This is a genomic window from Magnetococcus marinus MC-1 (assembly GCF_000014865.1).
In the GTDB taxonomy this organism is placed as follows: Bacteria; Pseudomonadota; Magnetococcia; order Magnetococcales; family Magnetococcaceae; genus Magnetococcus; species Magnetococcus marinus.
Genome location: NC_008576.1, coordinates 3,100,818 through 3,127,104 on the forward strand (window position 1 = coordinate 3,100,818; position 26,287 = coordinate 3,127,104).

At 52.6% G+C, this 26,287-nt stretch carries 22 protein-coding genes; 8 read left to right on the top strand and 14 right to left on the bottom strand.

The features are described 5' to 3' along the window. Positions 1-2 precede the first annotated feature (2 nt). Positions 3-1,097, top strand: a complete 1,095-nt coding sequence (locus MMC1_RS12440) for a glycosyltransferase family 4 protein (RefSeq protein WP_011714051.1) — start codon at positions 3-5, stop codon at positions 1,095-1,097. A 19-nt stretch (positions 1,098-1,116) separates the two neighbouring features. Here the strand turns inward: MMC1_RS12440 and MMC1_RS12445 are convergent, their stop codons facing one another. The 5 genes from MMC1_RS12445 to MMC1_RS12465 all read right to left on the bottom strand — a co-directional run bounded on the left by MMC1_RS12445 (position 1,117) and on the right by MMC1_RS12465 (position 6,298). Continuing rightward, positions 1,117-1,830 (bottom strand): class I SAM-dependent methyltransferase, encoded by a 714-nt coding sequence (locus tag MMC1_RS12445; protein ID WP_011714052.1) that lies wholly within the window; start codon positions 1,828-1,830, stop codon positions 1,117-1,119. 13 nt (positions 1,831-1,843) lie between these two features. Continuing rightward, entirely contained in the window at positions 1,844-2,707 is an 864-nt protein-coding gene (locus tag MMC1_RS12450) for an ABC transporter permease (RefSeq protein ID WP_011714053.1), read from the bottom strand. Beyond that, complete coding sequence (locus MMC1_RS12455) at positions 2,704-3,849, bottom strand: glycosyltransferase family 4 protein (protein ID WP_160162709.1); 1,146 nt, start codon at positions 3,847-3,849, stop codon at positions 2,704-2,706. The genes MMC1_RS12450 and MMC1_RS12455 overlap by 4 nt, the downstream gene beginning before the upstream one ends. A 35-nt stretch (positions 3,850-3,884) precedes the next feature. After that, a complete protein-coding gene (locus tag MMC1_RS12460; RefSeq protein WP_011714055.1) occupies positions 3,885-4,895 on the bottom strand; it encodes a GDP-mannose 4,6-dehydratase in 1,011 nt (336 codons plus the stop codon). Positions 4,896-5,107: 212 nt separating this feature from the next. Continuing rightward, a complete protein-coding gene (locus MMC1_RS12465; RefSeq protein WP_011714056.1) occupies positions 5,108-6,298 on the bottom strand; it encodes a GAK system CofD-like protein in 1,191 nt (396 codons plus the stop codon). Positions 6,299-6,658: 360 nt separating this feature from the next. Here MMC1_RS12465 and MMC1_RS12470 point away from each other — a divergent pair, with 360 nt between their 5' ends. Further along, positions 6,659-6,913: a hypothetical protein gene (locus tag MMC1_RS12470; RefSeq protein ID WP_011714057.1), complete on the top strand. Its 255-nt coding sequence runs from the start codon at positions 6,659-6,661 to the stop codon at positions 6,911-6,913. 81 nt (positions 6,914-6,994) lie between these two features. Continuing rightward, positions 6,995-8,878: a Na/Pi cotransporter family protein gene (locus MMC1_RS12475; protein WP_227665215.1), complete on the top strand. Its 1,884-nt coding sequence runs from the start codon at positions 6,995-6,997 to the stop codon at positions 8,876-8,878. Between the two features lie 46 nt (positions 8,879-8,924). Here the strand turns inward: MMC1_RS12475 and MMC1_RS12480 are convergent, their stop codons facing one another. Then, on the bottom strand, positions 8,925-10,118 hold the full coding sequence (locus MMC1_RS12480) for a BaiN/RdsA family NAD(P)/FAD-dependent oxidoreductase (protein ID WP_011714059.1): 1,194 nt from the start codon (positions 10,116-10,118) through the stop codon (positions 8,925-8,927). A gap of 226 nt (positions 10,119-10,344) precedes the next feature. On the opposite strand from MMC1_RS12480, the gene MMC1_RS12485 reads away from it, so the two are divergent. Continuing rightward, positions 10,345-11,277, top strand: a complete 933-nt coding sequence (locus MMC1_RS12485; RefSeq protein WP_011714060.1) for a response regulator — start codon at positions 10,345-10,347, stop codon at positions 11,275-11,277. Positions 11,278-11,423: 146 nt separating this feature from the next. Here the strand turns inward: MMC1_RS12485 and MMC1_RS12490 are convergent, their stop codons facing one another. Together MMC1_RS12490 and MMC1_RS21935 are read right to left on the bottom strand one after the other, a co-directional pair. Continuing rightward, complete coding sequence (locus tag MMC1_RS12490) at positions 11,424-11,846, bottom strand: HIT domain-containing protein (protein WP_011714061.1); 423 nt, start codon at positions 11,844-11,846, stop codon at positions 11,424-11,426. A gap of 267 nt (positions 11,847-12,113) precedes the next feature. After that, positions 12,114-12,254, bottom strand: a complete 141-nt coding sequence (locus MMC1_RS21935; protein ID WP_160162710.1) for a hypothetical protein — start codon at positions 12,252-12,254, stop codon at positions 12,114-12,116. Positions 12,255-13,008: 754 nt separating this feature from the next. Here MMC1_RS21935 and MMC1_RS12495 point away from each other — a divergent pair. Beyond that, complete coding sequence (locus MMC1_RS12495; protein ID WP_011714062.1) at positions 13,009-13,887, top strand: response regulator; 879 nt, start codon at positions 13,009-13,011, stop codon at positions 13,885-13,887. A gap of 115 nt (positions 13,888-14,002) precedes the next feature. Next, on the top strand, positions 14,003-14,551 hold the full coding sequence (gene rfbC, locus MMC1_RS12500; protein WP_011714063.1) for a dTDP-4-dehydrorhamnose 3,5-epimerase: 549 nt from the start codon (positions 14,003-14,005) through the stop codon (positions 14,549-14,551). Positions 14,552-14,583: 32 nt separating this feature from the next. Here the strand turns inward: rfbC and MMC1_RS20230 are convergent, their stop codons facing one another. The 3 genes from MMC1_RS20230 to MMC1_RS12515 all read right to left on the bottom strand — a co-directional run bounded on the left by MMC1_RS20230 (position 14,584) and on the right by MMC1_RS12515 (position 17,643). Continuing rightward, positions 14,584-15,546 (bottom strand): glycosyltransferase family 2 protein, encoded by a 963-nt coding sequence (locus MMC1_RS20230; protein WP_011714064.1) that lies wholly within the window; start codon positions 15,544-15,546, stop codon positions 14,584-14,586. 69 nt (positions 15,547-15,615) lie between these two features. Continuing rightward, positions 15,616-16,410, bottom strand: a complete 795-nt coding sequence (locus MMC1_RS12510) for a sugar phosphate nucleotidyltransferase (RefSeq protein ID WP_011714065.1) — start codon at positions 16,408-16,410, stop codon at positions 15,616-15,618. 27 nt (positions 16,411-16,437) lie between these two features. Next, complete coding sequence (locus tag MMC1_RS12515; protein WP_011714066.1) at positions 16,438-17,643, bottom strand: phosphopentomutase; 1,206 nt, start codon at positions 17,641-17,643, stop codon at positions 16,438-16,440. 370 nt (positions 17,644-18,013) lie between these two features. On the opposite strand from MMC1_RS12515, the gene MMC1_RS20235 reads away from it, so the two are divergent. Beyond that, complete coding sequence (locus tag MMC1_RS20235; RefSeq protein WP_011714067.1) at positions 18,014-19,072, top strand: glycosyltransferase family 2 protein; 1,059 nt, start codon at positions 18,014-18,016, stop codon at positions 19,070-19,072. A gap of 71 nt (positions 19,073-19,143) precedes the next feature. On the opposite strand, the gene MMC1_RS12525 is transcribed toward MMC1_RS20235, so the two are convergent. The 3 genes from MMC1_RS12525 to MMC1_RS20240 all read right to left on the bottom strand — a co-directional run bounded on the left by MMC1_RS12525 (position 19,144) and on the right by MMC1_RS20240 (position 24,901). Beyond that, entirely contained in the window at positions 19,144-20,427 is a 1,284-nt protein-coding gene (locus MMC1_RS12525; protein ID WP_011714068.1) for an NAD(P)/FAD-dependent oxidoreductase, read from the bottom strand. Between the two features lie 219 nt (positions 20,428-20,646). Further along, the gene (locus MMC1_RS12530) at positions 20,647-21,939 is read right to left on the bottom strand and encodes a DegT/DnrJ/EryC1/StrS family aminotransferase (protein ID WP_049757680.1); all 1,293 of its coding nucleotides are present in this window, start codon (positions 21,937-21,939) and stop codon (positions 20,647-20,649) included. A 106-nt stretch (positions 21,940-22,045) separates the two neighbouring features. Beyond that, positions 22,046-24,901: a GGDEF domain-containing phosphodiesterase gene (locus tag MMC1_RS20240; RefSeq protein WP_011714070.1), complete on the bottom strand. Its 2,856-nt coding sequence runs from the start codon at positions 24,899-24,901 to the stop codon at positions 22,046-22,048. A gap of 354 nt (positions 24,902-25,255) precedes the next feature. Between MMC1_RS20240 and MMC1_RS12540 the strand changes: the two genes are divergently transcribed. After that, entirely contained in the window at positions 25,256-26,278 is a 1,023-nt protein-coding gene (locus tag MMC1_RS12540) for a sugar ABC transporter substrate-binding protein (protein WP_011714071.1), read from the top strand. The last annotated feature ends 9 nt before the right edge of the window (positions 26,279-26,287 follow it).

Consider the following 26,287-nt stretch of genomic DNA (forward strand, 5'->3'; position numbering starts at 1 on the left):
CCATGCCCATCTTAGCCCTGTTGACCGATGCCTATGGCGCACACGGCGGCATTGCCCAATACAACCGGGATCTGCTGGATGCCCTGGCTGTGGCCTACCCCCAAACGCGGATCACCTTACTGCTGCGCAACCGCCAGCAGCCACTGGGAGAGATGCCTCCAACCATTGATTTGCAAGAGACATCCTTGGCGGGCAAAGCGGCCTACTTTCGCCAAGCCCTACACAGTGCGCGCCGGGGGGGCCCCTATCGGCTGATCCTCTGCGGACATATCAATCTACTCCCCCTAGCGCAACTGCTGGGCAGCCTTACCGGCACCCCGGTCATGCTGCTCTGTTATGGCATTGAGGTGTGGCAACCCACGGGTGGTCGCTTAACCCGCTGGGCTCTGTCCAAGCTGGAAGCCGCCGTTTCTATTAGCCAAACCACCACCGACCGTTTTTTACAGTGGGCCAGCCTTGCCCCAGCCAAGACCCACCTGCTGCCCAATGCCATTCATCTTAACCACTACCGGGTAGACCACAAACCCTCCTATCTTATCGAGCGCTACGCCCTGCACCATAAAACGGTCATCATGACCATGGGTAGGTTGGTTTCTCAAGATCGCGCCAAGGGGTTTGACGAGGTCATGCAGGCCCTACCAGCCTTGCTAAAACAGGGGCACGATGTGGTCTATCTCATTGTTGGGGATGGTCCAGACCGCCAGCGCCTAAGCCAAACCGCACAAGCCCTTGGCCTAGCCGACCGAGTCCGTTTTACCGGTTACATTGATGAAAAAGAGAAGGCCGATCACTACCTGCTGGCCGACTGTTACGCCATGCCAAGCCAGGGGGAAGGCTTTGGTTTTGTGCTGCTCGAAGCCATGGCCTGCGGCATTCCCAGCATCGGTAGCCAGACAGATGGCACCCGCGAGGCCCTGCGCGATGGGCTCTTGGGAACCCTGGTTGACCCCCATCAACCCGCCCAACTGATCACGGCCATCGAACGGGCCATCGAACAACCCCGGCAGCGTCCAGAGGCCCTCAACTATTTTGCCTTTAACGCCTTCACCCAACGGGTGGATGATCTCTTTGCCCCTTGGCTTGCACCCCCTACCTAAATCGCTGCTCCACGTGGGGTTACGCGTCGCCATCCTTTAGGGTATAGAGATAAAAATCGGCTTCCGAGGTCTGCTCAGGGTCGTCACCGGGCGTGTAGTGGTAAGGGTTAACCTCGTGATGGAGCAAACGCCATTGGGGTGCATGGCGCTCGATCCACTGGGTGAATTGACGGGGGCGCATGTGGTGTTCCGTTTTCCCCTCAAAATTACTGGCATAGATCACCACATAGCGTTGGGCACAGCCAAACAACTGCCGCATATAGGCCTCAAACACCCCATCCTCCACCAGATGGTAGATCACATCCAAAGAGAGGGTACAGGGCACCTGAAAGCGCTGCGCATGATCGGCAAACAGAGTTGGATCAAAAATAAAAAAGCTTTTCCCCGCATCTTCTTGATAGCGTTGAATGCAGTGTTGAATCGCCGTGCGCGAGACATCTAGGCCAATATAGTTGGCAACCTGATAGAGCCCCAGATTATGGCCATCACCACAGCCAAACTCCAATACGGTTTCGATCTGCTGTTCCGCAAAAAATTGATTGAGAAATTGTGCTTTATAGTGGGCCAACCGCCCATAAGAGCCACTACCGGAGTTCCCTCCTTGATGGTAACGCAGCTCCCAGTAGTTCCCTGAACCGGGAAAATCTGCAAACAAAACCTGGTGCGCCCACTGACGGGCCCGCGCACTGAGACGCAGACGCGCCAGTACCTTTTGTTTAAGCCATGCTTTCATACCTGACAAACCCCTAAACGGTATCCATAAAGTTCTTTTCGACCTGATTAAAAACAATCATAGCCAACAACAAAACCGCCACCATGACCCCAAAGCTATAGGCCAGTTGCCATGGCGCAAAACTACCACTACCCAAAAAGCCATAGCGAAAACTCTCAATAATGGGGGTAATGGGATTGATTTGGAGGATCCATTTATAGCGTTGATCCAGGCTAGAGAGCGGATAGATCACCGGCGTAGCATACATAAATAGCTGCACAGCAAAGGTAAGCAAAAAGCGCAAATCCCGGTATTTGGTGGTCATTGCCGAGATAATCATGCCAAAACCAAGGCCGAGCCCCCCCATGAGTAATACCAGCAAGGGTAGTAGCAACAAAACGGTGTTGGGGGCGATGGCACGGTTGCCTTGGAACATGTAATAACCCAAAAAAACGAGAAACAGGCCAAACTGCACACCAAACTTAATCAAATTGGAGAGCACAATCGAGAGCGGGACAATCACCCGTGGAAAATAGACCTTACCAAACATACTGGCGTTGAGGGTAAAGGTCTCCGACGCTTTGGTCATGGTCTCCGCAAAGTAGCTCCAACAGGTAATGCCCGCCAGATAAAACAGAATCGCCGGCAAACCATCGGTGGAGAGCCCCGCAATTTTGTTAAACACCAGCGTAAACATCAACGTGGTTAGGATCGGCTGAATCAAAAACCACAATGGTCCCAAAATCGTCTGTTTGTAGAGCGCCACAAAATCACGCCGTACCAACAGCATAAGCAGATCTCGATAGTGCCAAATCTCGCCAAATGGGATCTCCAACAAGCGCCGTTTAGGCGTGATAATCAAGCTCCATTGCTGCTCTGCGTCCACCGTTTTTTTCATAGCTGCGCATTACCCATCGTTACTTGGAACAATTGCCGATAACCCTGTTCTAGCCCACTTTGTTGCAGATAATTTTCCGCCAATTGGCGTGCATGGCCCGCCATTACAGCATAGCGTTCAGGCTTTAACTGAGCCGCTTCATCCAAAATCGCCGCAAGCCCCGCTACATCCTCCCCCGCCACGTTCCAGCCTGCCTGCTTGTGCTGTAGCTGCTGCCAGGGGGTGGTGTAACTGGTCACTAAAGGCAACCCCACCATGAGCGCCTCAAACAGGGCATGCCCAAAATTTTCACTGCGGCTGGGCTGCACATAAACATCATACGCGGCCAACCGCGCGGGCACTTCCGCCGGGGGGCAGAGACCATGATAAGTAAACCCCACATGAGCAGGCAGTTTTTGGGCCGCTTGCAAACAGTGCTGCCAATAGGGGGCATCCTTCACCGGACCATACAGATGATAGTGCATAGGCTGTTGTACCTGCGCCAACGCCTGTAACACCGTAAGAATATTTTTCATAGGTGAGATCAGCGCCACGGTTACCAAACTGCGTGTGGCCGCCGGCCGATAGCCCACGCGACAGGCTATGCCCATGCGGGGCAAATTACCCAACAGCACCAGCGCACTTGGATCGGCTACAGGTAATAACCGTTGCATATCCGCCCACTCTGCGGGCCCTGTGGCTTGCACAGTCAAGGCCCGGCGGCGCAACAGTGGCAGCAACAAGCCTTGCAGATAGAGCCTTTTTTTTAGGGCTTTTACCGCCAATGCCTGGGATTGCAACATCCCCCTAGGGGCCAAAATAACCCGGCACTCCGGCAACAACCAGCGCTGCAAAAACAGCGGTAGCAAAGTGCCCAAAGGAGAAAACACCCCGTTTAAATAGAGCACATCGGGCTGCAATTGACGCAAAATCCGCCATACCCCCAGCATTGACCACCCTTTATGGGCATAGCACACCTGACTGCGCGCCCCCCAAGGCAACCAACGGTCCCGTTGCACCGGCAACGGAGTGCCATCCAAATCCCGCCAACCGGTCAACACCCAAAGATCGGCCATGGGCTCTAAAAAACGCACCAAGTTGATACAAGAGAGGGTAGGACCACCGGCTTGAGTGGCGGGCTCAAAATAGTCATAGATGACCAAGATGCGCCGCCTAGCTACGTTTCCCCCCCCCTTCATCATCGTAACAGAGAGGCTGGAGCAGGTTCCACCTGGCAAGGGGCGGCCCGCTGGGAAAGCAGTTTTTCGGCCTCCACCATACGCGCCACCACGTCCGGCATGGTTAGGGTTGCTTGCCAACCTAACCGCTCCCGTGCCTTTTGCGGATTGGCCCGACTAATCCGTATATCGGTCTCCCGTAACAGGCTGGCATCACTCCTGGTGTGGTCCCGCCAATCCAGATTATGGGCGGCAAAGGCCAGCGCCACAAACTCTTGTAGAGAAGCGGTATAACCCGTTGCAATAATAAAATCCTCGGGCTTCTCTTGCTGTAAAATTCGCCACATCGCCTCGACATATTCAGGGGCCCAACCCCAGTCACGGCTAATATCCATATTGCCCAGTTGCAGCTGCTCACCGCTGCCTTGGGCAATACGGTTGACGGTTTTAATCACCTTGCTGGTCACAAAGCGGGCCGGTCGCAACCAAGATTCATGATTAAACAAAATGCCGGAACAGGCATACATGGCGTAGCCCTCCCGATAATTAGAGACACTCCATACCGAGGCGGATTTAGCCACCGCATAGGGGCTGCGCGGGCGAAAGGGGGTGAGCTCATCGGCGGCCAGATCACCGGTATCGCCAAAACATTCACTGGAACCCGCATTATAAAAGCGGATTGATTTATTGATCATACGCATTGATTCCAGCAAATTCAGGGTACCCTGGGAGATACTCTCCAGGGTCTCCACAGGCTGCTGAAAAGAGAGCCCCACCGAGCTCTGCCCAGAGAGGTTATAGATCTCATCCGGTTCCACCTGAATCAACGTCTGCACCACACTGCGAAAATCCGTGGGTGTCATGGAGCGCAGCTCAATACGCTCCCGCACCCCCAGCAGATCCAATTTGGTCAGGGTCGCAATCTGGGCATCCCGCGAGGTCCCCACCACCCGATAGCCCTTGGATAATAACAGCAGGGCCAACCATGCGCCATCTTGGCCAGTCACGCCACAAATAAGGGCGGTTTTCATTGGGTTACTCCCCTTTTTACGACACGCCGTAGCCATCCAGCAAACGGTGCCGAACCCGCGCAACACAAACCTCACGCCAGCCCCATGGGTGACATGCTTAGCGCCGCTACCTACCCGCGCATCCCTCTTATCAGCCCATCAAGCCATGCCTACATGCTAACCATGGAGGGGCTGCCCGCCCCCGTGCCGTCTGCATTGACGCTTGCGGACCCTTAGGTGAGGGACAGCAGGGCTTGTGCCAAAAGTGTTGGATCATAACAATGGGGGCGGCTTGGGTGGGTTAAGGGCGTTTCGATCACCTGCACCCCCGCCTTGCGAATGCGTTTGTGCAGCTTATCTCCCCCCCACTTACGATCCCGGTCAAGCAGCACATATTGGAGCAGATGCTCCACCTTACCCTCATTTTTTAGCCCGGCAAACAAAGTGTTGAGTAAAATTTTCACCTGCTTATCCACCCCCCGCCCCAGCAACTCGGGATCCTCGCCCAGACTGGGCACAAAGACCTTGGGGCAGCGGTTATTGGCAATGGCTTGGGCCACCCCGACCGGCAGTAGATTGGCCAGTAGACTGCTATAAAAACTGCCCGGCGGGTAACAGATGAGGTCTGCCTCTTGGATCATACGGCGGTTCCCTTTCTGCAAAACCGCTTGGGCAGGCACCAGATGGTCAGGATGTTGACTCAAGCAGAGGGTCTGGATAGGGGAAGTCAGGGGGGCCAGCTCTTTACCGCTCATGCGGTGCTGCCCCACCAATTGAGTGCCATCCTCTAGCCCCACGCAAAGATGCAAATGATCATTGACCACGGTACGCACCGTGCCACGCACCCCCACCAGCTTGGAGAAGAGGAAGACAATGGGATCCAGATGCTCCTTATTGTTCAAGTAGCCCCCTGCCAGGATTAAATTGCCAATGCTGGCACGGCGCAGATCAAAATGGGGGGGCATGGCTTCTTGAAAAAAGGCCAGCTGAATGCGAATAAGGCGGCGCATGGGGTTTTCAACCTGGGCGATCAGGGGATGACGCCCCCGACACAGCGCCTTTAACTCGTCTGCCAAGGCCGCAGGGGAGGCATCATTAGGCAGGCGGTGGGAAAACAGGGTATAGATGGCCCGATGACCAATCTCAGAATCATCCGCCAGCGCCATCATGCGGTGACGCAGGTCACCGATGGCGGGCATGGCAAAAGCCTGGCGTAATTTGGCAGAACTACCACCGGAGTCAAAGGGAGTGACCAGATGTACCGAGTTATGGGTATACAGGCGGATCTGCTGGCTTAACCCATGCAGTGCCGAGCCCCCGCTAAAAAAGAGCACCTGAGGGCCCAGCTCCGGGGTGCGGCGATAGCGATTAATACGTCGCTGGTCAGGGATCGTGGCAGCGCGACTGACGATCAAGGTGCTCATAGCCCTCTCTTTACGATGCAGACAATCTACCAGCCAGGAGATCACCGGGGGAAGCGCGCTCGATTATGGACCAATCACTCCCCATGCCCCGCGCGACAGGTTAATCTCCCAGCAGACCCCCAATCAACATACACTCCGAGGGATCACCGCAGCGCGCCTAGCTTTTAGAACACCAAAAACAATCCCACACCTTCAGTTTAACCCTTTTCCATAAATAGAGCATGGGATTACTCGACAAAAAACCCTAATTTTTCTGGTGAATCTTCCGTGCTTGTCCTAAAATAGACACACAAACTTCATCACTACGTATTTTTTTAGACACGTAACCGATACCAACCTCTAACCCAATCGAGGTGCCCTATGGGATTGAAACAGGTTATCAGCTGGTTAAGTGACTTCATGGATGACGACAAAAAAAAGCAAAAAGCACAACGGGGTGAGCTTAAAGAGGTGTTAAAAACCCTGCGCAAAAAAGAGAAGAAACTCAAATCTTCTCTGGAGGCTCGCAAGAGCAGCAAAGAGAAGGATGAAATCCAACAAAAACTCGACCTCATTCATGCCCAACGTGTTAAGGGTGTCAAGCTTTGCCGTCGCATTAAAATGAAGTGTAAATAACGCGGTTTTTTTGGTTATCCATGAACGCGCAAAGTCCTTGGCAACCATCCCTAAATGGCGATCTGCGAAAGAGAGAACCTTATGTTTCTCACCCCGTCCCCTTTCCCCACCGTTCGTTGGCGACTGCCCATTGCCCTTGCTGTGGTAGCCTGCGCCATGCTGTTGGCCCAGCTATCCTGGGCGGAAAGTGGGGCCACCACGCCCGATCAACTGATGCCCTGGGGCACCATGACCATGGGGCTTTTGGGTGGCTTGGCGCTGTTTTTGTATGGCATGGAGATGATGGCCGACGCCCTCAAGGCCGCTGCGGGGGATCGCATGCGCACCATCTTAGCCAAACTCACCACCAACCGCGTGTCGGGGGCTCTGACCGGCGCGTTTGTGACCGCCATCATTCAATCCTCATCGGTCACGACGGTGCTGGTGGTCGGTTTTATCAGCGCGGGCTTAATGAGCCTCTCTCAGGGGGTTGGGGTCATCTTTGGGGCCAATATCGGCACCACCATCACCGCCCAGATCGTCGCGTTTAAGGTGACCAAAGCTGCCTCGCTGTTGGTGGCCATCGGTTTTATGCTCAATGCGTCGGGCAAAACCGACAAACTCCGCCAATATGGCGCCATGATCATGGGCTTGGGCCTGATCTTTTTGGGCATGAGCATGATGTCCAACGCCATGCAACCCTTACGCGCCTACCAGCCCTTTTTGGATATGATGATCTCCATGCAGAACCCTTTATTGGGTATTCTGGTGGCGGCATTATTTACCGGTTTGGTGCAGTCATCTTCCGCCACCACGGGCATTGTCATCGTCATGGCCAGCCAGGGCTTCATCACCTTGGAAGCCGGCATTGCCCTAGCCTTTGGTGCCAATATTGGCACCTGCGTTACCGCCCTACTGGCCGCCATTGGCAAACCCCGTGAAGCGGTGCAGGCCGCCATGGCCCATATGCTCTTCAATGTTATGGGGGTGTTGCTGTGGGTGGGCTTTATCCATCCATTGGCCGATTTCATCACCACCATTTCGCCCCAATCACCAGAACTACAGGGTATCGCCCGCATCGCGGCCGAAACACCCCGCCAAATCGCCAACGCCCACACCGTTTTTAATATCGTCAACGCTCTGATCTTTCTACCCTTTAGCGTACCCTTTGCATGGCTTATTCAAAAACTGGTACCCAATACGCCCGCCCCTGTGGAAAAATCCGGGCGTCCGGTGGTCAAACCGCTCTATTTAGATGACGTACTGCTCCATACACCAGCGTTAGCCCTCGACGCGACCCGTCGCGAAATTCGCGGCCTTGGCATGCGCTGCGGTTTAATCCTCAACGATGCACTACCCATTGTTTTGCACGGCAATGCAGAAGCTTTGGCGGCCTACAAAAATCGTGATGAGGAGATTGACAGCCTCTACGAGCAGTTTATCAACTATCTGGGTAAAATCAGCCAAGGCCACCTCACCGAAGCCCACACCCGTGAGATGATTACCCTGGTTAATGCCGTGGATGCCCTTGAAAATATTGGTGACATTATTGAAACCAACTTGGTACACATCGGCAAACAACGTCTCCACTTTGGCATGCAGATCAACCAACAGACGGAGCGTTTTCTGCGTGAGGTACACCAGTTGGTCATGGAGAGCTTGGAAGATGCCGTAAGGGCCATTACCGAGCGCAATAGCGAGGCCATCGAACGGGTGCTGCGGGTCAATGAGCGGCTGGATGAAATTATTACCCGCTCTTCCATTAACCACCTTAAAAATGTCTCACAACACGCCCCGGGCCATGTTGAGCAGTACTCTATTGTGCGTGACTTCCTTGATAAAATGCGTCGCATCTACTCTTTCACCAAGGCGATGGCCCGTTTGGCCGAGAGTGAAGCACACAGTAATGAGGCTGTGGAGCAGTTTATTTCTGAGGCCAAACAGCATGTAGAATCCGTAGAGCAGGGAGAGCCCCCCGCAAAATAACAGCCCCAACAAAGCAGGCTCCTCTTTTGTACAGGAGCCTGCTTTGTTAAATATAGCGCCCCGCTGCCACCCCCGAGGACCAAGCCCACTGTAAGTTATAGCCGCCCAGTTGGCCGGTTACATCCACCACCTCACCAATAAAACAGAGCCCCTGGCGCGCCTTAACCTGCATGGTTTTAGAGGAGAGCATGGCGGTGTCCACCCCACCCGCCGTTACTTCGGCGGTGCGGTAGCCTTCTAACCCAGCAGGCGTGAGCGACCACCCGTTTAGCTGGTTTGCCAGTTGTTTAAGGCGTTGGTCGGGCAACTCGGCCAAGGGGGCATCGAGCCCCACAGCCAAAGCTTGGGCCAAACGTTTGGGCAGATAACGACTAAGCAGGGTTGTCACCTGTAACCGGGGTTCGCCCTGTTTGGCCGCCAACAAAAGCGCCAAAGCATCCTGTTCCGGCAGCAAGTTAAGCAGCAGTGCCCTACCACGCTGCCAATAGCTCGAGGCTTGCAAGGCGACAGGACCACTCAGCCCCCGGTGGGTAAACAGTAGCTGATGGGTAAAAGATACACCACCGGTTGTTAACGTCGCGGGTGTTGACAAGCCACTTAGGCTAGAAAACATTTTTTGCAGACCCCCTTCAAAAAGAAAGGGACATAGCGCGGGGCGGGTCTCCACCACAGGCAGCTTAAATTGGCGCGCAATGCGCAACCCCACATCGGTGGCCCCCATTTTTGGTATAGAGAGTCCTCCACTGGCCACCACCAAGCGCGGCGTTTGATAGTTCCCCTGCTTGCAGAGCACCTCATAGCCATCCCCCAAGGCGCGGGCGGTATGCACGGTGTGGCCCATTTTCAGCACAACACCTGCGGTTGTGGCCTCCTGCAACAGCATAGCCACAATCTCTTTGGCGGAGCCTTGGCAAAAGAGCTGACCGGCCTCTTTCTCTTCATAACGAATATGGTGAAGATCCAACCGTGCCATAAAATCATAGGGTGAATAGCCCTTGAGGGCCGAGAGACAAAATTTTGGATTGTGTGAAATATAGTTATCCGGGGATAACGAGAGATTGGTAAAATTACAGCGTCCACCGCCAGAGATACGAATTTTTTCTCCCGCCTGTCGGGCATGGTCCAGCACCACCACACGCAACCCCCGCCGAGCCGCTTCGATGGCGCACACCAGACCCGCCGCACCGGCACCTATGACACTCAAATCGTATGGAGAGGGCTTCACGCTATAGATTTCCATAAATTATAAGGGTTAACTAATGCGCCTCACAGCGAGCACGCAGGAATAGGCTTGCTCAACAGCCCATAACCACCACGCTTACTTTTTTTCAGCAAGCTGCGGATATATTGAGATGTATTAGAATGGAACAACCTATAAAACAGCCTTGTATCTGCAAAAAAACAGCCTATGATAAATAAGAATTTAACCGATTCACACCGCCACTGGCACAGACAGGAGCTCGGTTATGGTACCGATGGGTCCAGAGATTTTATTGGTCGAAGACGAAGCCATTCACCGACTCATGCTCCAGGCTGTTTTAGCCGACCACGGCTATCGCGTGACGGAAGCTGCGGATGGCCTGTCGGCCCAGGTTCTATTACAAGAGTCGGCAGCGACACGTTTTTCGGTCATCCTATTGGACCGCATGATGCCCCATATGGATGGCATAACGCTCCTTACCTGGATAAAATCCCAGCCCCGATTGTGCCACATTCCGGTCATTTTTCAGAGCGCCTTATCCGAACCCGATGAGATTCAGGAAGGCATGGCGGCGGGGGCGCTCTACTATTTGACCAAACCCTTTCCCCACACAAAAGTGGTTTTGGCGATGGTTAATGCCGCTGTCCAGCAGGCAACCCAACGCCAAACAGCCAAGTGCAAACTCGAAAATTTAAGCCATGGCATAAAACTCACCCGTCATTGGCAAGTAAATTTTCGCACCATAGACGAAGCCGAAGCAGTGGCTTTGCTGTTTGCCCAGGTCTGCCCAGACCACCTAGCGGATATTATCAGCTTGCTGGAGATCCTCAAAAATGCCGTGGAACATGGCAACTTGGGCATCACCTTTCAAGAAAAGACCCAGCTGCTTAACGACGAACTCTATGACCAGGAGTTATTGCGCCGTCAGCAAGACCCTGTTCGAGGCCAGCGCCATGTGGAGGCCACCCTACAGTGGCAGGCTGATGGCATTAAGGTTTTTATCAAAGATCAGGGACAAGGCTTTGACTGGAAACCCTATTTTCAATTTAACCCCGAATTTGCCTTTCTGCCCAACGGGCGGGGCATTCTTATGGCTTCTAGCAATCACACGCTGTGTTATCGCGGATGCGGCAACTCTGTTGAGCTTTTTTTCCCGCACATACAGGCACCTGGAGCATGCCAAGAAGATAGGGGTTAATCTGCCCCTACCCCCACCGAGTAGCCGTCAGCGGCGTCTGATCGTGGCCATTTGTGACGACCATCCCTTTATAGCACCCTTGACTGTTTTATAACCGTAACCGGGCTTTGGTTCGCGACGGGATAACCTGCGCCTAGGGCGGTGGATCACGCGCCTTGTTCTGCAACAAAGGCTTGCTGAAGCTGCATCACCCGTTGTGCCCTTGAGGCTTTGTCATAGGGGATCGCGGGGTGCGCCCCCCATACTGGTTTAGGCCAAGCGGCATCATGGCTAAACCGTGCAATAAGGTGAATGTGCAGTTGCGGAACCATATTACCCAATGCAGCCACATTGAGCTTGGTGGGCTCAAACAGGCGACGCAGCACCCGACTGCCCAAGCGAATATCCTGCATAACCAACGCCATATCCCCCTCATTTAACTGATCCAGATCCGTCAGGTTGGCTCGGTCTGGTACCAATACCAGCCAGGGGTAACGACTGTCATTGATCAGTAACACACAGCATGCGGATAGCTCAGTCACCCATAGGCCATCCTTAGCCAGCACGGGGTGTAACGGAACAATGGGCATCGACGGACTTCCTTGCGGGGGGTAAGTTTATAAAAGGCGATCCCGTGGTACGCTTGCATTCGTTCGCTAACGCCCCTTGGCACCAGCACCACGCCTCCACATTGGCTGAAACACAGAGTACGGCAAAACACCAACCTTAGACCATTCTCTTTCTAGCCAAGGGTAGCGCCCCGCATTAAAAAGCCACCAGCTTACGACGAAGCGGTGGCTTTTATAACACGCAAGCGTTCTAGACCCCTTGGGGCATGCGTTGCAGCCCCCCTACCCTCACTGGGTTAAGGGCATTGCTCGTCTACTGGCCCGTTCCCGGAGCCAAGCACCCAACATAAATAGGGCAACTGAAACCGGCATTAGCGCCAGTAACACCAACAACCGTCCGGTTATTTCTCTAATGGTTAGGTCGATCATCTTAATTCTCCACTCCGTTAACGGTCGCCTTCGCTTAACCTGTATTGGCCCCTCTTGAGGCAACCAATCTATTTTTATGGTTATCCAGATTAACCGATGACGACGGGCACGCTATCCACAACTCCCACCCCATGGTGAGGGCTACAGCATACGCAGCAGAATTTATATTTTCAACTATACATTTGTTTCTTAAATGTAACATTTACAACAATTTCTCTTTAAAAAATACCCACTTCCTAAAAAAACATATTCTCTCCCTATGGGACGAACATGCCACCAAATGACACCTTATTATTGCAAACCAGCACACCCAACCACCGCGACAAATAGGAAGATGGGCTTTTTACATGGAGGCATACAGAGCGGTGATAGATCAAATATTCCATGCGCGTAGGGGATAGCTGGGTTAGCACACATAGAGACACAACCTACTTAAAAAAAATCCCTACGATGATAGAGACAGAGTTCACATCCATAGCGTTATCTTAACCACTCAAGCACTACCCTCGTTAAAAACCTCACATATCATTAATACCATTGTTTTTTATCGTGATATACACCTTATTATTCACCAACCAAGATAACCCTTTTTCGCCCTTCATAAGCGCTAGGAACTAACACTAAAACGCCCAAAGCACATAGGAGATTGTATAACACTCTCAACCTTTTTTTTGCATAATTAAGACTAGGTGCTATACTTGGGGAGTCTGTCTGGGAGCAAGAGTAAGAAGGTTTTCACCCGATGGGGTCAATCATGCAAAGAAAAATTTTAGTCGTGGATGATAGCGCTGCGGCTCGACAAAGAATGCAGCAACTATTGGAGGCCGAATATATCTTAGAATTTGCCGATGATGGTGTAGGAGCCATCGAACAAGTTGAACAATTTAAACCAGACCTAATCCTGCTAGATCGCATGATGCCCACCATGGATGGCATGGAAACATGCCGCCATCTTAAAGCTCACCAAATCCACAAACATCTTCCAGTCATTTTTGTGACCTCTTTATCCACCCCAGCCCACATTGCTGAAGGCATTGCCGCAGGGGCCTATTACTACATTACCAAACCCTTTGATGTCCAAATTTTAACCACGGTCATCAAATCCGCCTTTTCGCATGTGCGCGCCTATACAGCCCTCAATCAAGAGATGGCTCGCGTTGTACATGTCATGCGCAAAGTCACGAAGATTGATCTGACTTTTAAAACAATTGCCGAGGCATGCGACATTGCCTTAGTGCTGTCCCATATCTGCCCACAACCCAGCGAAGCCTCCATCGGCCTTACCGAACTCTTGATCAATGCCGTTGAGCACGGCAACTTGGCCTTAAGCTATGCGGACAAAAAACAGCTGCTGCTGGCAGGCACCTACCATCTGGAAATTGAACAGCGCTTAACCGACAAAGCCTTTGCCCACAAACAAGGTCGGGTACGCATGGCCAGCACCCCTAAGCAGATCCAGATTATTGTGCAGGATCAAGGCACAGGTTTCGACTGGACCCCCTATCTGGAGTTTAATCCAGATAGAGCCTTTGACCCCAATGGACGTGGTATTGCGTTGGCCAATAAAAACTGTTTCTCTCACCTAGAGTATCGCGGCTGCGGCAACGAAGTGGTGGCTAAAATCTACAAATAAGCGCTCTTGGTTTTCCCCACCCCTAAGCCAATGCTTGCGGGTCAACAGCAAAAGATATTAACTTTTTACGACCCACCATCCATACGCTGCTCACAAGCCATAGGGAAACCCACTGATGCGCATTTTAGAGTCTGTTTTACACGGAGCGTTGGTCCTGCAAAGCACGCGCTTTACCGATGATCGCGGTTTTTTTACCGAGAGCTACAACCATAAAAAGTTCTCGCAACTTACCGGTCTAAAAACCCATTTTGTGCAAGACAATCACTCGCGCTCCAAACGCCACGTATTGCGGGGCATGCACTATCAATTGCGCCAGCCACAAGCCAAGCTGGTGCAGGTTTGTCAGGGCGAGGTGTACGATGTTATCGTGGATATGCGCCAAAGCTCCCCCACCTTTAAGCAGCACTTTGGCCTGCGCCTGAGTGCCGATAATGGTTTAGCCCTATGGGTGCCCGAAGGCTTTGCACACGGTTTTTTGGTCCTCTCTGAGCAAGCGGATCTGCACTATAAAGTCAATAATGACTACGACCCTACCAGCGAACGCTGCCTGCATTGGGCCGATGCAGAGATCGGCATTGCGTGGCCGCTATCCGACCAACCGCCCCTACTCTCGCCTAAGGATGCCCAGGGGCTACCCTTTGACCAATTAGAGCTTTTCCCATAGGCCGACCTGGCTTGTTGCTTAGAGCGCCCGGCTTATTTAACCGGGATCGGCGGCGCACCGCCACAGTAACGTTGCAACAGCCGATCCAGCGCGCCATCCCCACGGGCTACGGCCTTGCGAAACCGTTTAATCGATTGATAGAGTGAGAAATTATTCTCCACAGCCGAGTAGCTCCAAAACACTCTTTGGCGCATCGTCAATCCCGTTGCGCGATGCCAAATCGTATACCACCCCCGCAGGGTAGTAAGCAACCACGGATAGGGGGCATGCACAAAGCCATGGACACGGTAAAGCAGATTTAACACCACCAAGGTTCGTTTCATGGTGGTTTGATGGTTCATCAGGTGGTAATGGTAAACCTGAGCTGAAGGCTGATAGACCAACGCCCGCCCCATGTTGAGTTGTGCATGCGCCCACAAAAGATCTTCGCCATAGGGAAAGGTGGTAAAGGGGGTCTCAATAATCGCTTGGCGCCGGTAGAGGGCGGTAACATTATCCCAACTACAGGCCGCTTTGCGTTGTTCGACCGGCGCTGCGGCAAAGGTGTCTGCGTCGACAAACTGATACCGTTGGCTGGTGGCTATGGATTGGGGACGGAACCACTCCACGGGGTTGGTATCGGCTCGATGCGGAACCACCTGCTGACCACACACACCAACCACCGCATCATCGGTAAACCCTGCGAGCAACCGCTCGATCCAAAAACGATCAACCGCTTGAGCATCCCCCACTGTACACAGCACAAATTCGCCACGGGTCATGGCAATGGCCTGGTTACGGGTCGCACCATGATTAAATTGAGCAGGCTCAATCTGCACCAGTTTGACCTTAGCAAAACGCTGCGCCAAATCTTGGGTGCCATCCGTTGAACCCGAGTCGATGACAATGATTTCCAAAACCTCATGGCTTTGTGTCAAAATAGCCTGGAGACATGCCCCAAGTTTGTCCGCTTCGTTTTTTACGGGAATAACTACCGATACTGTTGTTAAGGCCATATTTTAACTCTGCAATCCATTATAAATTGGGGATGTTTGCCTACCCTTATGCCGCGCTACCCAGGGTGATCAAAGATGAAAACGGCGAATCGCCACATCCAACTCATGGGTGGTCCCAATGTCCAGATAACGCCCCTCTGCAAACAGCAAACCCTTAACCCGCATCCCCTTTTCCAGCGCCAGATTAAACACATCGCCCAACACCAACTCTTTACCCAAATAGGGATTGGCTTGCAAATAACCGCTGAGCAACTGACTAAAGGAGGGGGACCAACAGGCATTACCCCACATGGTTTGCAAGGCACTTTGTTTGGGCTTATCCACGGTAAAAATCACATTATTATCCCCATCCATCTCCACCATTCCAAATTTTTCCGGGGTATCCGTCGCAAACAAACCTAGGGTTAAATCCGCTTGTTCATGCAGGTGATACTCAAGCAGCTGTGAAAAGGCATCATGGGGTTCAATAATGGTATCGGGCATACCAAACAGCACCACCTCATCCTGCATCCAAGGGGTGGCTAAGTTAATGGCCGAGGGCATGCCATCTAAGCGTTGTTGAAACAGATAGGCAATATCCACCCCAAAATCAGAACCGTTGCCATAGTAGGTCATAATGTCCCACTTATCATCGCCAACGATTAAAAAAATGCGCTTTACCCCGGCCTGGATCAAATTATCCAGCAGATAGTGGCTCACCACCTTGGGCCGTTTTTCCATCTTGCCTTGAATAAGATAGTCCTGGTAGCCCACCGGAAAAAGCTCCTTGGGGCAGGGAAACGGTGCCAACCGAGACCCTTTGCCCGCAGCGGGAACAATGGCTACCACAGGGGGACGTACTGGAGCGTGATGCAGCTTTGACATGATTACGCTTTCAAAAAAAATGAATATTTAACGGATCCAATGGCTTTCACTGGCAAACCCGAGCCACTCTGCCGTGAGATGGGCAATGTGGGTAAACGCGCCGCGATCTTCCAAGCGCCCCACCGCCCCACCCGGGGAGTAGGTCAAGAGTGGCACCATCTCGCGGGTATGATCGGTGCCCGGCTCGGTGGGATCACAACCATGATCGGCGGTAATGATCAACAGATCATCTGGCCCCAACAGGGGCAGCATCCTACCCAAATGGCGATCAATCTCCTCCAGCGCCTGGCCATACCCTTTTGCATCATTGCGGTGCCCATGCAACATGTCTGTATCCACCAAATTGGTAAAAATCAGTGCACATTGGGCCGCTTGCCCGTTTGTAGCCCCCTCCACGGCGAGACCATCCAGATCCAGTTCACCCGCCAGAGCCTGCTGCGTCAACAAAAGCCCCTCTTGATTAGAACCGGTGTGTATGGCGTGAGAGATACCCGACCCTACAAAGATATCCTCAATTTTGCCAATCGCAATCACCTGCCCCTTATTTTGCAAAACTTTATCCAATAATGAGGGATAGGGCGGTTTAACCGAATAGTCCCGCCGATCCGCTGATAGCCGTTGCAACCCCCCTGCCACCGGTCGATAGGGACGCGCAATCACCCGACTCACATTATAGTGGTCGGTCAGCAAAGCCCGCGCTGTTTCACACCAAGCATAGAGCCTCTGTAACGGCACCACATCCACATTGCAGGCAATTTGAAACACACTATCGGCACTGGTGTAAATAATGGGATAACCGGTTTCACAGTGGCGTTGGTGATGCTCCTCAATGATAGCGGTCCCAGAGGCTGGAATATTGCCCAAATAGCCCCCGCAGCCGGATTGTTCCACAAAGGCTTGCATCAATGCCTGAGGAAAACCCTCGGGATAAACCTTAAACGGCTTGTCCAACACCAAGCCCGCCATCTCCCAATGGCCGGTGGTGGTATCTTTACCTTGAGAAGCCTCCAAGAGACGCCCAAAGCAGCCCAGAGGCTCTTGAATGGCAGGCACGCCTGCGACAGTCAATAGATTGCCCAAGCCCAGGGATTGCAGATGAGGCAACGACAGCCCATGGTTATGTCGCGCAACATTTCCAAGGGTATTACAACTGGCCCGATCCCCATACGCAGCGGCATCCGGCATGGCACCAATCCCCATAGAGTCAATAACCACAATAGCAACACGCTTCATAACTTACTCTCCGCATCCCCACACATCGAGATGACTAACAAGGACCTGACTGAGGGAGCGCCCCCACGCCAGTCTGGCAAATTGAGTGATTTAAAGGTTGGACAGCGCTCGCCACGGCACAGTTTCACCCAACCCTTCACAAATGCGGGTTTCCTCGCTGCACCTCAAACCCCGCCCCCCTACCAACCCATTTATGCATACGGATGGGCCAAACTGAGCCAAAAAACATGATCGGCGCGGCATGATGCGTGCAAACACTGGATACAACTACTGCGCGTGCAACACTTTCGGCGTAAAATCGGCACCCTGTGCCCCACGCAACCGCACCGTGCTCTTTTTATTCACCCTTTAACACTCAGGAGCTTGTTTTATGCACACCTCTCCAGTGGTAGCGATATTGATGCCAAACTTTAACGGTGCCACCTACATCGCCGAAACCCTGGACTCACTACTGGCACAACAGTTTACCCAGTGGCAGTGCATGATTGTGGATGATGGCTCCAGCGACAACTCACCAGAGATTATCCAAGCCTATGCCCAGCGCGACCCGCGCATTGGTTTTATGCATCGTCAGCGCCAGCCCAAAGGGGCCTGCACCTGCCGTAATATTGGCCTAGACCACACCACCGCCCCTTATGTGATGTTTTTGGATACAGACGATCTGTTAGAGCCCTTTGCCCTGCAAAACCGGGTAGCCACTCTGCGCGCCAGACCTGACCTGGATTTTGCCATTTTCCCCTCCTTAATGTTCACCCACAAACCCCATGATCTACGTCTGTGGTGGAGTATCCCCAACGACCAAGACCTGCTCACACGACAGTGTTTTGGCGATGCAGTCTGCCAGGGCACAGGGCCGCTTTTTACCCGTAGCGCCTTTGATCGCATGGGCCGTTGGGACGAAGCGTTAATGCTGTGGCAAGATATCGACCTCTTCTTCCGTGCCTACAGCCAGGATTATCGCTATGAAATATTTTGGGATCTCCCCCCCGACCTACACAATCGCCGCAACCCCAACAGTTTGAGTCGCTCTAATTTTTTTCAACCCGCCAAACAACTCAGCCGTCAATTGGTGATGGAGCGCGCGATCAATCTGATGCACACCCACAACAAACACCCCTATCTGCCCAAGCTCGCACCCAAAACAGCCGAGGTTATCGTCGGCCTACAACGGGCCAATGCCGCAACCGAAGCCCAAGCCTTACGCCACTTTGCCCTAGAGAAAGGCGTGCTCAGCCCGGTGCAATATCGACGCATTGGCCTCATCACCCGTCTCTGGCAGATGCGGCTCTATCGCCTGCCGGGTGGGCTTAACCTCATAAAAAAACTCTCTCAAACCTTTTCCTTAGCGCAACCGTCACGTATGTGCACCGTCAGCTATGATGAATACCCCTGCCCAACAGCCCCAGAAAAGCCACCGCTCTTTTCATAAACCCCACAAAGAAAGAGGGTTGGCCATTAAGCCAACCCTCTTTCTTGACAACCCGCTTAACCTCGTTGGGTTTAGCTATCCTTCTTCAGGCGGGTAATACCCACCATGCGCAGCATAAACTTCTCAAACATCGGCTCAGAAGAACCGGTCTTCATCTTGCGCATAAAATATTTCTCAAAGCCCACTTTCGCCAAATGCACCCACTTACCTTTGCGCATCCAAGCAACGTTACGGGGGCCAATCTGCGGCATCGCCACAAACGCCACCCCAGTATCCCCCATATCCGCCAAGCAGATGGCGTTCCAGGTGCCTTCGTGGGTCAAGGGCTTGCCTTGCAGGTCCAGCTCAATATTGTGCACAATGGCCGTCACCATCGACTCGATCATATAACCCGTCTTGGGGGTACCGGTGGGCACAGGAGTCGCCTCAACAGGAGGAATCGCCACACACACACCCGCTGAATAAATGTTCGGCCACACGGTGTTGCGCTGATGTTTATCCACCTTCACAAAACCACGCGGATTACACAGCTTATCCCCTACCTTCGCCACCGCAGGCACCCCACGGAAAGCCGGTAGCATCATAGAGTATTTGTGGGGCAGCTCGTGCTGCTTGACCACATTACCGGACATATCATGCTCATCCACAAACATTTTACCAGGCTCAACACGGGTTACCTTGGCGTTGCAGATCCAGTTAATGTGGTGGCCACGCAGTTCAGACTCCATCATGGTGCGGGAGTCACCCACCCCAGCCAGCCCCAAATGGCCAATGTAAGGCTCAGAGGTCACATAGGTCATGGGCACCTGATCACGTATACGACGCTTGCGCAGGTCAGCATCCATGATAAAAGCAAACTCATACGCTGGTCCAAAGCATGAGGCGCCCTGCACCGCACCCACCACGATGGGGCCCGGATCTTTCAAGAAGGCTTCCCATCCTTCACAAGCGGTCTCGGCATGGGGCGTTGAACAGACCGACTGCGTGTAACCACCATGGGGACCCAATCCTTCAACCTCATCAAAAGCCAGCTCAGGACCGGTGCAGATGACCAGATAGTCATAATCCACGATCTGCCCATCGGCCAGCACCAATTTATTGTCGTCTGGCTTAATCTCTTCACAGGCAACCGAAATAAAATGGATGCCCTTTTTGCTCAAATAACCTTCCATGGGTAACTGAATTTCTTCAGCCTTGCGCCAACCAACCGCTACCCAAGGATTAGATGGGGTAAAAGAAAAGTGGGTGCTATTGTGCACCACTGTAACCTTATGCTCTTTACCCAACGCGCCACGCAACTCATACGCTGCGGGCCATCCCCCTACACCACCACCCAACACCACAATATGTGCCATAAAAACGAACCCCTTATGCGGTCGTTAAGACCTCTGCAACCCAACTTTAGGCCATCCATCCACCCATTGACCCTAGCGCCGGACAACCCACCTTTATTATCAAAATCTTATATACGTTCAGATGCGCTTTTGTGAAGATATACAATCTACATTTAGAAATACACTCAAATCCCCTTATGGGCACATAACGCAATCTTACGCCTTGCTTTATGCACCCCCTTAAAGCAGATTTTTCTGTTTAAAATATCGACTCAACGTTTCGATCACATAGTCGATGGCCGCCTCATCCATATCCTGATGCACCGGTAGCAGCAACCCATGTTTCATAATTCTGGTCGCATGGGGTAGCGCCCCAACCACCCGATGAGGCACATATTTAAAACCGGGTTGGCGGGCAATGTTGCCACAACTGACGGTGCGGGTCTCAATACCTGCATCGGAGAGGTGCGTGCGCAACTCCGCCACCGTAAAGGGCGCATCGTTGGTCAAAGTGACAGGAAACGAAAATCGTGCATGTTCACCCTTGGGGGTGGTTTTCTGCGTACGCAGGTAACGCGAAAAGGGCCGCATGGCTTGTTCCATCCGCTCACCACAGTGGCGTCTGGCGGCTAATATGGCCGGTAGCCGTTTGAGTTGGATCTCTCCAATAACCGACTGTATCTCCGTGGGACGCAAATTATAACCCTGATTAACAAACAAAAAGCGGGGATCAACCTCAGGATAACGGTCTGCATAGGATTTTTCATCCCGCACATCCCGCACCCAACCATGGGCGCGTAAAATGCGGATCATATCATCAATTTCAGGGTCGTCGGTAATACACATGCCCCCTTCCATGGTACTCATATGGTGGGAATGGTAAAAGCTAAAAGTACCAATACGCCCATGCGAACCCAACGCTTTGCCATTATAGGTAGCCCCGTTGGCCTCGGTACAATCCTCAATAAGCAGGAGTTGATGGCGAGCGCATAGATAGCCCAAACCATCCATGTCACAGGGGTTGCCATAACCATGCACGGCCATTACCGCACGGGTGCGCGGAGAGAGCGCCGCCTCGACACTGCGCGGTTCCAGATTGAGCGTCTCCGCATTGACATCCACCACCACCGGCACCAACTGATTTTGGATCAAAGGCCAAAAGGTCGTAGGCCAAGCCAGCGCCGGCACAATCACCTCATCCCCCGGTTGCATGGCATAGTCGAGCTTAGGGTTACACAGCGCTGAAACCGCCAACAACTTGGCCGATGAACCCGAGTTGCACATGATGCCATAGCGGCCATCACGGGCATGGCTGAAAGCCATTTCAAAAGCGCGTGTGCGCGACCCCATCTTAACTTCACCCTGCAACAAACATTGGGTAACGGCAAAGATCTCCTCGGCCCCAAAGGGGCGATTGTAGGGCGCAATTATGGGATCTGCCGGGTTAAAGTGATAACCGCTCTGCGTGCGACAACATCCCTCAATGACTTCGTGAAGCACCGACAGATCAAACGGGGTTTCTGAGCTGGACATAAAAAATTCGCCTTGCGTAACAGTGCGCCGGAACAGTCGTTCCTGCATTAAACACTATATGGTAGTTGTTCTTTGCGACAATGTGATGACAATAAGACCCTTATTTCTAAGTTATAGCCTTCCCTCCCATAACATCCGTAACGGCGCAGCCGGTCTCCTGCTGGCGCTCAAGGAGTGCTAAAAAATCCGATGGCGGCAGGGGTTTGCTCAAAAAGAAACCCTGCACTTGCTGACACTCCTGACCGCGCAAAAACTCCATCTGTTGAGCCGTTTCCACCCCCTCGGCCACCACCCCCAGCGCCATCGCCTTAGCCATGGAGATGATGGAGGAGATAATGCTGGCGCCATCGTCATCACCACCCAGATCCCGCACGAAGGATTGATCAATCTTTAAAGCATGCAAAGGAAATTTCTTCAGATAGCTCAAGGACGAATAACCCGTGCCAAAATCATCAATGGAGATACGCACCCCCAAATCCTTGAGCTTTTTTACCGTCTCAATGGTGTTATCCACATCGTGCATCGCAATGCTCTCGGTAATTTCCAACTCCAACCCCGTTGCAGGAAAACCGGTTTTCCTCAAAATTTCCGATACCTTTTCAATAAGATTGGGTTCTTGGAATTGCCGGGGTGATAAATTCACCGCCACCTGGACCTGGGGCAGCCCCATATCCCACCACTGTTTAACCTGGGCACAAGCACGGGTGAGCACCAATTCGCCCAGCGGTACAATCAAGCCTGTCTCTTCGGCCAATGGAATAAACTCTCCAGGGGGAATCACCCCACGCGTTGGGTGCACCCAACGCACCAACGCCTCCATACCCACAATTTGACGGCTCTCTGCATCCACTTTGGGTTGGTAATGCAGCATTAACTCCTGGTTATCCACAGCGCGACGCAATTCGGCTTCCATAACCAAGCGTTTCGCATTCTGGATGTTCATATCCGGTGTAAAAAATTTATAGGTCCCTTTTCCCGACTCCTTAGCCTTAAACATGGCGGCGTCGGCATTCATGGTCAAACTGTCGTAATCGTCACCATCCTGGCCATGTACCGCGATGCCAATACTGGCACCGACAAAAAGCTCATTTTCTTCAATAGAAAAAGGCACCTGCAACTGATTGATAATGGTCTCGGCCACATGGGCGGCATCTTCTGCCCGTTCCATGCCGGGTAGAATAATGGCAAATTCATCCCCCCCCAAGCGCGCCACGGTGTCACTTTTACGCACACTGGCAATCAACCGCTTCGAGACCTGTAACAAAAGCTCATCCCCCACCCCATGCCCTAGGGTGTCGTTGATGATTTTAAAGCGATCCAGATCCACCAACAGCAGACTCATCAATTTATTGGAACGCTCTGCGACCCCCACCTCATGGATCAAACGGTCCCGAAACAGCACCCGGTTGGGTAGCTGGGTCAAAGGATCATAGAAGACCAATCGCTCCAACTGCTGTTCGGTACTTTTTTGGCGGCTAATGTCATTAAACACCCCAACAAAGTGGGAGATAACCCCCTGCCGATTACGGATGGCACTAATGGCAAGCCATTTAGGAAAAATCTCACCGTTGCGGCGACGATCCCAAATTTCACCGCTCCAGTGGCCCTCCCCGACCAAATGTTTCCACATGGTGGCGTAAAAGCTGGCGTCATGACGACCCGACTGGGTGATTTTGGGGTTACGCCCCAGCACCTCATGGCGCATAAAACCGGTAATGCGCTCATAGGCCGGATTCACATCCATAATTTGGTTTTTATGGTTGGTAATAACAATCGCTTCGGATGCTGTTTGCACGACCTGTTTAGCCAACAACAGTTGCTGTTCGGTTTCGCGGGCTTCATGGATGTTTAATAGCGCGCCATCAAACCAACAGGGTTGACCTTGGTGATCCTTAATAATGCGTCCACGATCACTAACCCACATTTCGCCCCGCTGCGGGTGGTTAATACGGTATTGCATCTCATAGGGCACATGGGTCTTGATCGACCACTCCAGCGCCTCTTGCACATGGGGCCAATCTTCGGGCACGACCAAGCTTTTTAAGCTAACCCCTCCTTCTTGACACTGCTGCATAGAGAGACCGGCCACCTGATGCATTTGCGCGCTGGCATAGACCAAGCGGCGTTCCAGCGTAACCTGAGTACGGTAAACCCCTGCATGGATGCTCTCAACCAGCGCTTGAAAACGGGCATCGTTCTCCCGTAGCACGCGAAAATCTTTTAAGTAGAGCGCAAAGAAATAACTCAGCAAGAGAGCCAACGCTGCGAGACGCAAAAAGTGATAAAACCACCAGCGGCTGTCCCAGGTATCCGCCAACAAAAAAATGATGGCCGCGCTGGCCATGAGCAGGCTAAAATTGCCCAACAGCAGCGGTGCCCTGCGGCCTGATACCACATGACCGCTGATCAGGGCAAACCACGCCAATACAAAACCCAGTGCCCCAATCAGGTTCATACCAACCGCTAAATCGCTCAACTGCGACCACTGCCCCATGTCCGGAATATGTTCAGGAAAAAACATCGCCCAGCCCATCAACCCTAACGCGATCAGCAGAGCGGCATATGGTAATCTAGGCTGGCTATGCCACTGTTCCCCAAGCAACATTCCGGCACTTACGCCCCCCCCCAACAAGGTTGCCAAGGCGTAGAGCCAGATCACCACATTTTCATCGCTGCCCGGTGCCGTATGCAGCGCCATTAAAGGAATGGAGAGCACCAGCCCCGCACAGAGCCATAATAAACGACCATTCACCTGCTGATTGCGATGCAGCAGCTTAATCACCACCGCCACAAAGAGCCCCATGAACCCGACCAGAGCCTCCACCAGCGCGTGCAATCCTGCATGCGCCCACAGCTGCTCACCCATACCATAGCGCAGCCCAACCGCAATAAGCAGAGGCAGTAAGGCACTGGGCAACAGCGTTCCCAGAAAAAGCCGTAACAATAAAGATGCATCCATCATCAAGTGCCAGTCATTTCTTGGCCGAAGATTAACACCCCCTGACGCCAGATCGCTCAGGGCAGCACGAGGGCAGTAGAAGCGTCAGAAAATTACCGCAAGAAAGTCACTACCGATCCTGCGAAACTTTTATATCCTATAGCGTTACCCTACTCTATCCCAGCTAAGTCGCTTATACCATCAAGAAGTGAAGCACCTCCCCTAAATGGCACCAGCCACTAAGCATAAACCACCGAAAGACCCTTAACACCACCGACAAAACAGGGGTTGCCTCAATTCTTATAAAAATGCACTGCATCAACCATATCTTATGCGTTATACTGCTGCGCTATAGCATACCGCCGATGGAGAAATACCATGCATGCCTATTTTCGCTGGCTTTTTATGTTTTGCTGGATCTTAATGGCGAGCCATGCTCAGGCCGAACCCTTTAAAATTGGCCTCCTGGTATGGTCGGATCAGATCGCCGGTCAGGTCGCCATGCGCGCCGGCCTAGAAGCCGAAGCGGCACACCTGCAACAACAGGCTCGTGATAAAAACCTGCCCAGCTTTACCTTGGATATTAAGCTGGCTGGTGATGGCCCCGCGGGTGTCGAAAAACAGATCCAACAAATGCAGGCGATGGTGGATGACAGAGTGGATCTGATTATTGTGCAACCAACTGACAATGCTGCGTTATCCTCCCCTTTGCAAGCAGCCAACCAAGCCGGTATACCGGTGGTAGCCTATGATCAATATATCAGTGGAGGGCATCTGTCGGCATTTGTCACCTCAAACAATTATCAGGCCGGTTTTTTGGATGGGGAGTATATGGCCCACCATTTTGCCGATGATCACACCATTCAAATCATCTTAGTAGAGTACCCCTATGTATCCTCCACCATCGACCGGGTGGATGGTTTTTTCGACGCCTTAAACCAATACAAACAACCCTATCGTATTCTACGCAGCTATCAAGCGGTGGAACCGGTTCAAGGGCGTGCGGTGGGTCAGCAGATTTTACAGGATTTTCCTCAACCTGGCTCTGTAGACGCCCTTTTTACGATCAATGACGGGGGCGGCTTAGCCATCGTTGACGAGCTCGAAAAAGCAGGCCGACACGAGCTGTTTGTCGCCACCATTGATGGCGACCCAAATTCCGTTGCACGCATACGTAAGGGAAGTATCATTAAAATTGATTCTGCCCAGTTTTGCGGACCCATTGGCGCAGAGGCCATGCGCGCTGCTTACGCCATTCTAACCGCTGGCAAGGTCCATGAACACTGGCTGGTACCGGTCTTTCCCATCACCCGTCAGAGTGTCGCCCACTATCCAGGCTGGTCTGGCCCGATACCTGAGCATTACTCTAACCCATGTTTAACGTTTCTCTGCCGAATTTAGGCATGTTTG